Source organism: Shewanella sp. FeAMO, from assembly GCF_053653955.1.
In genome coordinates this window covers 482,705-495,592 of sequence record NZ_CM132201.1, presented here as the reverse complement: position 1 = coordinate 495,592, position 12,888 = coordinate 482,705, and the positions used below count along the sequence as shown (strand labels likewise).

The following is a 12,888-nucleotide window of genomic DNA, read 5'->3' as shown; positions in this document are numbered from 1 at the left end:
TTTTAACCCGTGTTTGACACTGATCACAATAAACAAAAGGCCGCCCCGAGGGGCAGCCTGTTGTGTTAGAGGATCATTGTACGAATATCGGACAAGATACCTGACAGAGTGACGCTGAAGCGTGCCGCCAGGGCCCCGTCGATCACCCGGTGATCATAAGACAGTGACAGTGGCAACATCAGCCTTGGCTCAAACTCTTTGCCGTTCCACTTGGGCTTGATCTCAGACTTGGACACCCCGAGAATCGCCACATCCGGATAGTTGACGATAGGCGTAAACGCGGTACCGCCGATACCACCCAGGCTGGAGATAGTGAAGCAGCTGCCTTGCATGTCGGCTGCCTTGAGCTTGCCGTCGCGGGCCTTGATCGAAATTTCGGTCAGCTCGCGGCTGAGCTCGATAATGCCTTTCTTGTCCACATCACGCACCACAGGCACTACCAAACCGTTTGGCGTATCGACCGCCACCCCGATGTGGAAGTACTTCTTGCGGATCAGCGATTCACCGTCCGGGCTCAGGCTGGAGTTGAATACCGGGAACTGCTGCAGCGTCTTGGCAACCGCCTTCATCATGAACACCAGCGGAGTGATCTTCACATTCAGCTTCTGCTTGGCAGCCAGTTCGTTCTGCTGTTTACGGAAAGCTTCCATCTCTGTGATATCAGCCTCATCGAACTGAGTCACATGGGGAATGGTCACCCAGTTGCGGTGCAGGTTAGGGCCGGAGATCTTCTGGATCCGAGTCAGTGGTACTTCTTCCACTTCACCGAACTTGCTGAAGTCCACCTTAGGTGCATCGATAACCTGCAGACCACTGCCGCCGCCGACAGAAGTCGCCGCCGTAGCCTTGGGCCGAGACAGTTCATATTTCACATAGGCCTGCACATCCTCTTTGAGGATACGACCCTTGCGACCTGTACCTTTCACCTGAGTCAGGTCAACACCGAACTCACGGGCCAGGCGACGTACCGCCGGAGAAGCGTGTACCGCACCTGTGTTAGGCTGGGCACCGGCACTCGGATGATGCGGCACAGGTGGACGGCTCTGCGCTGCAGGCGCGGCCGCCGGAGCCGGAGCTGCTACCTCTGCCTGAGCAGGGGCTTCTGCCGGTGCAGCAACAGAAGCCACCGCGGCGCCTTGGGTCTCAACCCTGGCAATCACGCTGCCATGAGACACCTTGTCACCCACTTTGACGGTCAGAGAAACCAGCTTGCCACCGAAGGGCGCTGGCACTTCCATGGTCGCCTTGTCGGTTTCCAGCGTGATCAACCCCTGATCGACACTGATCTCATCACCTACCGCCACCAGCACTTCGATAACGTCCACATCGGCAGCATCACCGATATCGGGAACCGCAATCTCTTTCACTTCAACTGTGGCAGGCGCAGCTGCCTGAGCGGCCGCCGGCTGTGCGGCTGCTTGAGCCGCTGGCGCTTGTGGCGCTTCGGCAGAGGCGCCAACTTCCAGCAGCAACACCAAAGAGCCCTGGGAAACCTTGTCGCCAACCTTCACTTTCAGTGACTTGACTGTACCCGCCTGAGGCGAAGGTACATCCATGGTCGCCTTGTCGGTTTCCAGCGTGATCAACCCGGCGTCAGCTTCGATAGCCTCACCTTCGCTCACCAGCACCTCGATAACATCAACATCTGTGGCATCGCCAATATCCGGCACTGTCACTTCGATGACCTGGCTGCCGCTGGCTGCAGGTGCGGCTGGCGCCGCCTGTGCTGGAGCGGGAGCCGCTGCCGGGGCAGGCGCGGCTTCAGCCTTGGGCGCTTCTACAACAGGTGCAGCTTCTGCGCCTTCGGCAGCCATCAAGGCTATCAATGTGCCTTCAGACACGCTGTCGCCAACGGCCACTTTCAGCTCTTTGAGCACACCGGCGAATGGCGCAGGAATATCCATGGTCGCCTTGTCGCTTTCAACGGTAATAATGGAGTCTTCAGCCGCCAGGCTGTCCCCCACATTGGCACAGATCTCAATAACCTGTACCTCGTCCCCGCCAATATCGGGAACCAGTACTTGTTTCATATCAGCCATTCTGCTTCCCCTCTTACGCGTGCTGTGGGTCGATCTTGTCGGCGTCGATGCCGTATTCGGCAATGGTCTTGGCCAGAACATCTACCGGCAGCTCGTTGCGGTCCACCAGCGACTTGAGCGCAGCAACCACGATGAACTTGGCATCCACTTCGAAGTGGTGACGCAGGTTGGCACGGCTGTCAGAGCGGCCGAAACCATCGGTACCCAGCACCTTGTAGTCACAAGGCACATAAGCGCGCAGCTGTTCGCCGTAGATCTTCATGTAATCGGTCGCGACAATGGCAGGCGCATCTTTGGCCAGCACTGTGCTCACATAAGGTACCTTGGCGGTTTCTGTTGGGTGCAGCATGTTCCAGCGCTCAACCGCCTGGCCATCACGCGCCAGTTCGTTGAAGCTGGTAACGCTGAACACATCTGTGCTGATACCAAAGTCTTTCGCCAGCGCCTGTGCCGCCTTGCGCACTTGCTCGAGAATAGTGCCGCAACCCATCAGTTGGACTTTGCCTTTGCCGGAACCGGCAACGCTTTCCAACTTGTAGATACCCTTGACTATGCCCTCTTCCACGCCTTGTGGCATTTCAGGCTGAACATAGTTCTCGTTCATTGTGGTCAGGTAGTAGAAGATATCTTCCTGATCTTCACCATACATGCGGCGAATACCATCCTGAACGATAACGGCAATTTCATAACCATAGGTTGGGTCGTAGCTGATGCAGTTAGGAATGGTGTTGGCCAGAATGTGGCTGTGACCATCCTGGTGCTGCAAGCCTTCGCCGTTCAGCGTAGTCCGGCCGGAAGTACCACCTACCAGGAAGCCACGGGCGCGCATGTCACCGGCGGCCCAGGCCAGATCGCCGATCCGCTGGAAACCGAACATGGAGTAATAGATATAGAAAGGGATCATCGGCGTATCATTGACCGAGTAGCTGGTCGCAGCCGATACCCAAGAGGACATGGCGCCCAGCTCGTTAATTCCTTCCTGCAGTACCTGACCGGACTTGTCCTCACGATAGTAAGCAACCTGATCCGCATCCTGAGGCACATATTTCTGGCCTTCGTGAGCGTAAATACCCACTTGACGGAACAGACCTTCCATACCAAAGGTACGGGCCTCATCCGGGATGATAGGTACTATCTTCTTACCTATGCCCTTGTCTTTCAGCAAGGCGGTCAATACCCGCACAAAGGCCATGGTAGAAGAGATCTCACGGCCGTTGGAGCCTTTGAGAATCGCATCGAAAATCTTCAGTGAAGGCACTTGCAGCTCTTCGCTGAACTTCTGCCGACGGGCAGGCAGATAACCCATCAGGGCCTCACGGCGCTCCTTGAGGTATTTGACCTCTTCGGAATCCGGTCCCGGATGGTAGAAGGGGATCTCTTCCAGCTTGTCATCAGGGATTGGAATGTTGAAGCGGTCACGGAAGTGACGAATGGCTTCAATATCCATCTTCTTGACGTTGTGGGCAATGTTCTTGCCTTCACCAGCATCACCCAGGCCATAGCCCTTGACTGTCTTGGCCAGGATCACGGTTGGGCGACCCTTGGTCTTCTTGGCTTTATCGAGCGCAGCGTAAATTTTCACCGGATCGTGACCACCTCGGTTCAGGCGCCAGATGTCATCGTCTGACATGTTGGCTACCATCTCGGCAGTTTCAGGATACTTACCGAAGAAGTGTTCACGGGTCCAGGCTCCGCCTTTGGCTTTACAATTCTGGTATTCACCGTCAACAGTTTCGTTCATCAATTGCAGCAGCTTGCCGCTGGTGTCACGGGCCAGCAATGGATCCCAGTAACGCCCCCAGATAACCTTAACCACTTCCCAACCGGCGCCGCGGAATTCACCTTCCAGCTCCTGGATGATTTTGCCGTTACCGCGCACAGGGCCGTCGAGACGCTGCAGGTTACAGTTAACGATAAACACCAGGTTATCCAGCTCTTCACGAGCGGCCAGGCCGATGGCACCCAGCGCTTCCGGCTCGTCACACTCGCCGTCGCCCAGGAAGCAATATACGGTTTGCTCGGAGCAATCCTTAATGCCACGGTCAGTCAGGTACTTGAGGAAGCGCGCCTGATAGATGGCCTGGATAGGGCCAAGACCCATGGAAACCGTAGGGAACTGCCAGTAGTCAGGCATCAGCTTGGGATGCGGATAGGAGGACAGGCCTTTGCCATCCACTTCCTGACGGAAGTTGGCCAGCTGTTCTTCGCTCAGGCGACCTTCGAGGAAAGAGCGGGCATAGATGCCAGGGGCAATGTGGCCCTGGAAGTAAACCAGGTCGCCGCCATCTTTCTCGTTGGGAGCACGGAAGAAGTGGTTAAAGCACACATCATAGATAGTGGCACTGGATGAGAAACTGGAAATATGACCACCAAGCTCCAGATCTTTCTTGGAACCACGCAGTACCATGGCCAACGCGTTCCAACGCACAATGGCGCGAATGCGACGTTCCATCTCCTGGTTGCCCGGCATATGGGGTTCTTGCCCGGCAGGAATGGTATTCAGGTAAGCAGTAGTGGCAGTGTAAGGCAGGTGAGTACCGTTACGGCGAGCCTTTTCGATCAGCTTTTCCAACAGGTAATGAGCACGTTCGGGACCTTCCTGCTCCAATACGGCCTGCAGGGATTCTACCCATTCCTGTGTCTCTAACGGATCCAAGTCTTGTAGCATATTTTCAGACATGACACTGTCCTTCTATACATTGTATTAATAGTGATTACGACGTCCTAAGGTGGGCACTGGGCCGCCCCTGGGCTACACGCCGCTCTTCAAACGGCGCAGGCTACGCTGCAACCGGCTATCTTCTTCCCGTACCGACAACATGACTTCCTCGATATAACTCAAGTGGTCATTGGATGCTTCACGCGCGGCTTCGGGATCGCGGCGAACAATTGCGGCCAACAGGGCCCGCCTATGTTCATTTGCCATGGAAGAAGCTTCTTCGCGACGGCTCAGAAGCTCCAGGTTTTGCGCCACATTTTGATGCAGCACAGGAGTTAAACTCAGTACCAGATGCAGCATGGCAACATTGTGTGATGCCTCTGCCACAGCCCGGTAAAAATGCACAATGGCAGCGGCTTGCGCTTCGATACCCTCGGCGTCTTCCACTTCCTGGATCATCCGCTTGATATTCTGCATATCGGCGTCTGTTCCGCGCAGGGCAGCAAAATAGGCCATCATGCCTTCGGTGGCATGACGGAACTCCAGCAAGTCGTATTGACTCTCCGGATCACCCTGCATAAGTTCGACTATGGGATCGGCAAGACTCTGCCATAACTGTTCTTTGACGTAGGTACCACCGCCCTGACGGCGCAGCAGTAATCCTTTGGCTTCCAGCTTTTGAATCGCTTCCCGCAGTGAGGGGCGGGAGACTTCAAATTGCAACGCCAACTCGCGCTCAGGAGGTAACTTCTGACCCGGCTGTAGGCTGCCTTCAAGGATCATCTGTTCCAACTGATTCATGATGACGTCAGAAATCTTTGGCTGACTGATTTTGCTATAAGCCATCTGGCCCTCAGCTCCTATTGTAAATTGGTCTTACCAATTTCTACGAGTGAGCGCACTTTATCAAATCACACTTTTAAAGTCCAGTTAGTGATCTGCATCAAGTCAACTCACGATGTGTGAGCATAGCCTATATTTTTTCTTCTGGGGTCAGACCAATTAACAAGCCTCTACCAGCCTATTCCTTCACCGCTGCTCAACCTAGGAAAGTTGCAACAAACTCACCTTCCCTGCAGCGGTTAACCCATCAAAGCGCCCAAGCCGGTTCAGCGCTTGTTTAACTGACCAGACCAAAGATGGTCAACAGCGACAAAATAGTGATCAGCAAGGTCGAGTTGCGCTTACTTAGAGCCAGCAGCGCCAAGGTAGATTGTACTGAAACCGGCACATCTTCATCTTCCGGCAGGGTTTCGGCGGCCAGGGCCACTTCTGTCACTATTTCTCTCGGCTTAGAGTCCAAGCTCAACGCCAGTTGGCACCAACGGGGAAAAGCATTGCTGAAATGGCCGCACAGCACATAGCCAAAACCTATTATCCGTGCCGGCAACCAGTCGAGCCAATAAAGCAGGGTATGTACCACGGGCCACTCTTTGCCCAGGCGCTGACGCCTTTCATCAAAAAAACGCACGCTGCAATAAAACACGGCGCCTACAGGACCAAATAAGATAAGGAACAACGCCACGGCGCCATAATAACGATAGTTGAGCCAGGCTACGCTCTGCCCCACCCGGCAGCCCAGTTCACGCTCGCTGACCGCATCCAGGCACTCACTGCAATCCAGCTCACCGGCAAAATGAAAACTGGCCTGCACATCACCACGGCAGGCAGCCTGCACATAACGCTTAAACAGGCGTCTTTGATACTGATGGGAAAAACACACTACCGCCAGCGCCACCCACAACAGCAGCGAAGGCAAACCCCAGAACCATCCATTCACTACCCATAGTGCCACTGCCACTGTCACGGCAGGCAATAGCAGCGCCAATATCATACCGCCCACAGTACCCAACTGGCTGTCGGTAAACATCTGCTTTTGATACCAGCGCAACCCGCTGTCCAACTGCCAGCGGGCAGGCAAGAGCTTCAAACGTTCAACAATAATTGCGACCAACAGGGAAAACAGTGCCATCTTTTCTTCTCCTTGCTATCTTGAGGCCTGCGGCCATAACAGAGCTACACCAGTCACAACGCCTGTAAATATCTTTGCCAATCAAATCCCGGGCCAGGGTCTGTCTTGCGCCCCGACGCGATATCGCTATGACCCACTATTCTCTCTTTGGTGATATCCGGGTAAGCCTGCTGCAAACTCTGGGTCAGGGTAATAAGTTTATGATACTGCTCTTCGGTAAAGCCGGAATCATCTGTGCCCTCCAGCTCTATACCAACGGCAAAATCATTGCAGCCGCTGCGACCTTCAAAGTTCGATACCCCGGCGTGCCAGGCGCGCTGATCCACAGAAACAAATTGGCGCAACTCGCCATCACGGCGAATCAGAAAATGTGCCGAAACTTCCAGTCCTTTCAGCCCGGCGAAACTGGCATCAGCCTCAATGTCCAGAGTGCCCAAAAATAGCTGCTCTATATAAGGCAAACCAAAGCGGCCGGCCGGCAGGCTGATATTATGGATCACCAAAAGGCTCACCTCGCCATTGGGCCTGTGATTAAAGTGAGGTGAAGGGCTAGGCTCAGCCTCTTTATACCAGCCTTCAACCCATAGCTTATGCGCCAAATGCTCACTCTCCTGACTCGAATAACCATACATACAGCAGCACCTTGGCTGCAGTCACATTGGCTCAAAATAACTTCGAGCCTAGCCACAGCCAATTGTGCCTCCAACACAATACCAGCAGCGCCCCTTATTATGCTAATCTAGCGGCATAAATTTCCCCAATAATCCCGAGTCAATCAAGGACGCGCATCATGCTCGAAAATGATATCAGGGTCAGTGTCAAAGCCGCACTGGACGAAGACCTTGGCCACCAGAAGGCCTCCGAGGGCGATATCACCGCCCTGTTGATCCCCGAAGATAAACACGCCGAAGCCACCCTTATTACCCGCGAAGAAGGTGTCTTTTGCGGTAAGGCCTGGGCCGAGCAGGTATTCAATCAGCTCGGAGGTGAAGTGGCGCTGCACTGGCATGTGGATGATGGCGACCTTGTGCTGCCCAATCAGCTGCTGTGTGAACTCTCCGGCCCGGCGCGCCTGTTGCTCACCGGCGAGCGCACCATGATGAACTTTATTCAAACCCTCTCAGGCGTGGCCAGCCTGACCAAAGTCTACTGCGACAAGCTGGTTGGCACCCAGTGCCGCTTGCTCGATACCCGCAAGACGCTTCCCGGCCTGCGCACGGCGCAGAAATATGCCGTCACCTGCGGCGGCGGCAAAAACCACCGTATCGGTTTGTTCGATGCCTTCCTGATCAAAGAAAATCATATTATGGCCTGTGGCAGTATCGCCAATGCCATCTCCGCCGCCCGTGAACTACGCCCCGAAAAACCTGTGGAAGTGGAAGTAGAGAATCTGGAAGAACTGGCTCAGGCACTGGAAGCCGGCGCCGACATAGTCATGTTGGACAACTTCGATGTGACTATGATGCTGCAGGCAGTTGAACTCAATAACGGCTTCAAGGCCAAAGGGCTTGGCGCCAAACTCGAAGTCTCCGGCGATGTCACGCTGGAAACCATAGCGGCTTTCGCCCAAACCGGAGTCGACTATATCTCGGTCGGAGCTCTGACCAAGCATGTGCGAGCCATGGATCTCTCCATGCGCCTCAAGGGCTGACAACCTCCGGGGCATACCCAGAGGTTTTATGGGTATGCCTTTCCAGTCTGGGCCCAACGGATAGCGGTTAAACCTGCAGCTGAAGCAAGCCGTGGCAAAGTACTTGGCGCCAATCGATAAGCTCCAAAAAGTCGTACCAAGGTGAACTTTGCCAGACCGGCATCGTCAACATATTGAAAGTCATTTAAAATCAGAAGTCTATAAAAACCATTTAGCAGTATTTCAGTAAGCATCAGTCAATGATGCTCTCAATCAGCTGCTTGGCCAGTCCTGATACCGGTTGCAAACAGGTAAATTCTTGCTCACAACCCACTCAGCCACAAAGAAACAAAACTGCAATAATTGTATTTAAGCAAATGATAAAATTACCTGTTTTTTTGACAACGCCACTTCCCTGACACTTATTTCAGTAACTGTCAAAATACTGTTGCCGGTAAAACTTGGTGATCAGTAACATTTTTGATTTTTTTCCGAAATTTACGCTGCTTTTTACCGATTGTGGATTCCATTTTCAGTAACTTTATACTAACTTTTATGGCAGGCGAGATGGCCGTTTTTGGCCAACCTCACCGACAAGGTAACCACCCAAACTGATATTTGTTTATGGCATAACGTAGTTACAACTGTAAAATACATGCTTTGAGTAAATACTCAGTTCCTTGAGGTGCGGTTTGCCGGAACGACATACGATAAACTTAAATGGTTTTGCTGAACTGATTGAGTCTGATCCAACACGCTCTGGGGCATAAAGCCACCCGAGCAGGAGTCGCCAGCAACACAAACTGAATAGGTTTCAGGCTGGTAAGGAATAAGAGTAACAGGGACTAAGTTACCGATTCGCTCAAGAAGGCAACGATGGAGAAAGCAAATGAAAGGTATCAAACTTAACAAACGCGCTCAGGGCTTCACCCTGATCGAACTGATGATCGTAGTAGCCATTATCGGTATTCTCGCGGCAATCGCACTGCCTGCTTATCAGGATTACACCGTTAAGTCTCAAGCAGGTTCAGCATATGCTGAAGTGTCTGGATTAAAGACCGCTTTTGAAGCTGCAGTAAACGAAGGAAAAACCCCTGTTTTAACTAGGGCTGTAGCCGATACAACAGAAGCGTTTGTTGGGCAAACAGCAGACGGTGGAACTTATTGTACGCTTGCCATTACTGGTATTACCAAAATTGAATGTACAACCAAAGGTGGTAACGCTGCCAAATTCAATGGTAAGAAAATCAACATGAATCGTGATGCAGACGGCGTATGGACATGCACTACTGACCTCGAAGATAAGTTTAAGCCAGGCAACTGTAAAGCTGCATAATAACTTCAAATATAGCAGGCAGAAGGTTATAAATTTTCCTTCTGCCTGTTATACCTAAACAAATAACTAATGCCTACAACGGGTTTACATCTCGGTCTATCAGCTCTCTTTATTCGCAAAAAACTTCTGAGCGAAGAAAGTGTTGCGCCATTAATACTTAAGTCCCGAAAAACCAATCAATCTCTCATTTCAACTATTGTTTCTGAGAAATTGTTATCGGCAAGGGAAATTGCAGAACTCTGCTACGAAGAGTACGGCACCCCACTGCTGGATCTCAATGAGTTTGATTTAAGCAGTATCCCGGAAGAGTTTCTCAATAAAAAACTGATCGACAAGCACAGATGCCTGCCGTTATTCAAGCGCGGCAACCGCCTCTATATCGCCACCTCAGACCCCACCAATATCGCTGCTCTGGAAGATTTTCAGTTCAGCGCCGGCCTACACGCAGAAGCGATACTGGTCGAAGAGGACAAACTAAGCAAGGCACTGGAAAAAGTACTCGAGGAAGACCTCAGCTCTTTAGAGCTAGATGGTCTCGATGAGAAGTCTCTAGCAGGTATCGAAGTCGCCGATACCGACAAGCGTCAACAGGAAGAGAATGAAGGCAAGGATGACGCCCCTATCGTCATCTATATCAATAAGATTTTGACTGATGCCATCCGCAAGGGCGCATCGGATCTGCATTTCGAGCCTTACGAGAAGCGCTACCGCATCCGCTTTCGTATTGATGGCATCCTCCACGAGGTTTCCGAGCCACCAATTTCCCTCTCGGGCCGCATATCAGCCCGCTTGAAAGTGATGTCCAAATTGGATATCGCCGAGCGCCGTGTTCCTCAGGATGGCCGCATCAAAATGAAGCTGTCCCGCAACAAGAGTATCGATTTCCGGGTCAGTACCCTGCCCACCCTCTGGGGTGAAAAGATAGTGATGCGGATCCTCGACTCATCTTCCGCACAATTAGGAATCGAAAAACTCGGCTATGAGGAAGACCAAAAACAAGCCTACCTGGAGATGCTGGCAAGACCCCAGGGGATGATTCTGGTGACAGGCCCTACCGGCTCGGGTAAAACCGTTTCCCTTTATACTGGCCTCAATATCCTCAATACCGAAGAGCGCAATATCAGCACCGCCGAAGACCCGGTAGAGATAAACCTGGAAGGGGTCAACCAGGTACATATCAACCCCAAGGCCGGGCTAACCTTCGCCTCGGCGCTGCGCTCCTTTTTGCGTCAAGACCCGGATGTGGTGATGGTGGGGGAAATTCGCGACCTGGAAACCGCCGAAATCGCCATTAAGGCGGCGCAAACTGGCCACTTGGTACTCTCGACCCTGCATACCAACTCATCGGCCGAAACCCTTACTCGCCTGCTTAATATGGGTGTTCCCGGCTATAATATCGCCAGCTCAGTCAACCTGATTATTGCCCAGCGCCTGGCCCGCCGCCTCTGTCCCGAATGCCGCCAACCGGAAGATATCCCCGAGCATGAACTGCTGCAGCTGGGATTTAGTCAGCAGCAGATAGACGCAGGCTTTACCCCTTATAAGCCCTGCGGTTGCGATCTCTGCTCCGGAGGCTACAAGGGCCGGGTCGGTATCTATGAGGTAATGAAGATGTCCGATGAAATCGCCAGAACCATTATGGAAGGCGGCAACTCACTGCAGATTGCCGCCACCGCCAAGCAGCAAGGGATGCGCGATCTGCGCCTTTCTGGCCTTTTAAAAGTGATTCAAGGTGTCACCAGTATTGCCGAAGTGAACCGGGTCACCAGCTATTGATTGGCTCATTAGGTTAGGACTATTGGACATCCGGCGAAGCAATACTACTCTGAGGCTAATCAAATAGATAATGCCAGATGGTTAGTGAAATAAGCATTCGCCCGTGACTCTGACTAAAATTAAGGCAAGCTAGCAAATAAGCATATTGCAAGGAACAATTATGGCCACCGCAACGGCGACAGCAAAAAACAATAAAGCCAAAAATAAAGGCACTAAGCCCCAGCCCAAGATCCATACCTTTACCTGGAAGGGACTCAATCGTGACGGTAAGCAAAGCTCAGGCGAATTACGCGGTGCAAGCATAGCCGAAATCAAGACCTTGCTTAAGAGCCAGGGCATCAATCCCAAGACAGTTCGTAAAAAGTCTGTTTCACTCTTAGGTGGTGATAAAAAAATCAAACCTATGGATATCGCGGTGATCACCCGTCAGATAGCCACTATGCTGGCTGCCGGCGTGCCACTGGTTACTTCCATCGAATTAATAGCTCGCGGCCATGAAAAAAACAAGGTGCGGGTACTACTAGGTACTGTATTGGCTGATGTCCAAGCCGGTATTCCACTCTCAGATGCCCTTCGTCCACACAGAGTCTATTTTGACGACCTCTATGTCGACTTGGTGGCCGCCGGTGAACATTCAGGCTCTCTGGATGCCGTATTCGACCGTATCGCCACCTATAGGGAAAAAGCTGAAGCCCTCAAGTCAAAAATCAAGAAAGCCATGTTCTACCCCGCTGCAGTGGTAGTAGTTGCCATAGCCGTTACTGTACTGTTGCTTTTGTTTGTAGTGCCTCAATTTGAAGAAATCTTTAGAGGGTTTGGTGCCGAATTACCCGCCTTTACCCAAATGATCGTCAATATCAGCCGCTGGCTGCAAGGCACTTGGTACCTATTTTTAGCAGGCATAGTAATTGGCATCTGGCTGTTTGTTCGCGCTCATCGAAATTCAGAAAGTTTCCGTAACCGTATCGATGAAATGGTACTTAAGATCCCTTTGATTGGTGAAATTCTTCATAAAGGTGCCATGGCCCGTTTTGCCCGCACTCTGGCCACCACTTTTGCCGCCGGGGTGCCGCTGATTGATGGCTTGGAGTCTGCCGCCGGTGCATCCGGCAACTATGTCTACCGCAAGGCGCTGTTAAATGTGCGTACCGAAGTAATGGCCGGGATGCAGATGAATGTGGCCATGCGCACTACCAAGCTATTCCCCGATATGTTGATCCAGATGGTGATGATAGGTGAAGAGTCCGGCTCATTGGATAACATGCTCAACAAGATTGCCAATATCTACGAGATGCAGGTAGACGATGCCGTAGATGGCCTCTCCAGCTTGATAGAACCTATTATGATGGTAGTTATCGGCACTCTGGTTGGTGGCCTAATCGTAGGCATGTACCTACCTATCTTCCAGATGGGTAACGTGGTAGGTTAAGGCTGGCTACTCGCCGAAATGTAATAATAAAACCAACACTTAACTGT

Annotated in this window: 9 protein-coding genes; 4 read left to right on the top strand and 5 right to left on the bottom strand. The window is 52.2% G+C overall.

Translation table 11 applies throughout. The annotated features are described in order from the left end of the window. Window positions 1-65 precede the first annotated feature (65 nt). The 5 genes from aceF to ampD form a co-directional block, all read right to left on the bottom strand. Window positions 66-2,039 (bottom strand): dihydrolipoyllysine-residue acetyltransferase, encoded by a 1,974-nt coding sequence (aceF, locus tag ACWAU4_RS02310; RefSeq protein ID WP_454290440.1) that lies wholly within the window; start codon window positions 2,037-2,039, stop codon window positions 66-68. A 13-nt stretch (window positions 2,040-2,052) separates the two neighbouring features. Then, window positions 2,053-4,719 carry a pyruvate dehydrogenase (acetyl-transferring), homodimeric type gene (aceE, locus tag ACWAU4_RS02305; RefSeq protein ID WP_044733568.1) on the bottom strand — a complete coding sequence of 889 codons (2,667 nt, stop codon included), beginning with the start codon at window positions 4,717-4,719 and terminating at the stop codon, window positions 2,053-2,055. A gap of 72 nt (window positions 4,720-4,791) precedes the next feature. Continuing rightward, window positions 4,792-5,544, bottom strand: a complete 753-nt coding sequence (gene pdhR, locus ACWAU4_RS02300; protein ID WP_025886793.1) for a pyruvate dehydrogenase complex transcriptional repressor PdhR — start codon at window positions 5,542-5,544, stop codon at window positions 4,792-4,794. Window positions 5,545-5,818: 274 nt separating this feature from the next. After that, window positions 5,819-6,670 carry a beta-lactamase regulator AmpE gene (ampE, locus tag ACWAU4_RS02295; protein WP_208128661.1) on the bottom strand — a complete coding sequence of 284 codons (852 nt, stop codon included), beginning with the start codon at window positions 6,668-6,670 and terminating at the stop codon, window positions 5,819-5,821. A 53-nt stretch (window positions 6,671-6,723) separates the two neighbouring features. Continuing rightward, window positions 6,724-7,302 (bottom strand): 1,6-anhydro-N-acetylmuramyl-L-alanine amidase AmpD, encoded by a 579-nt coding sequence (ampD, locus tag ACWAU4_RS02290; RefSeq protein ID WP_454290439.1) that lies wholly within the window; start codon window positions 7,300-7,302, stop codon window positions 6,724-6,726. 158 nt (window positions 7,303-7,460) lie between these two features. Here ampD and nadC point away from each other — a divergent pair, with 158 nt between their 5' ends. The 4 genes from nadC (at window position 7,461) to ACWAU4_RS02270 (ending at window position 12,841) form a co-directional block, all read left to right on the top strand. Continuing rightward, window positions 7,461-8,321, top strand: coding sequence for a carboxylating nicotinate-nucleotide diphosphorylase (nadC, locus tag ACWAU4_RS02285; protein WP_025012052.1), 861 nt, complete (start codon window positions 7,461-7,463; stop codon window positions 8,319-8,321). Between the two features lie 868 nt (window positions 8,322-9,189). Beyond that, a complete protein-coding gene (locus ACWAU4_RS02280) occupies window positions 9,190-9,636 on the top strand; it encodes a pilin (RefSeq protein WP_190534345.1) in 447 nt (148 codons plus the stop codon). A 69-nt stretch (window positions 9,637-9,705) separates the two neighbouring features. Then, window positions 9,706-11,412, top strand: a complete 1,707-nt coding sequence (pilB, locus tag ACWAU4_RS02275; protein WP_190534342.1) for a type IV-A pilus assembly ATPase PilB — start codon at window positions 9,706-9,708, stop codon at window positions 11,410-11,412. Between the two features lie 160 nt (window positions 11,413-11,572). Beyond that, window positions 11,573-12,841: a type II secretion system F family protein gene (locus tag ACWAU4_RS02270; RefSeq protein ID WP_190534339.1), complete on the top strand. Its 1,269-nt coding sequence runs from the start codon at window positions 11,573-11,575 to the stop codon at window positions 12,839-12,841. Window positions 12,842-12,888 lie beyond the last annotated feature (47 nt).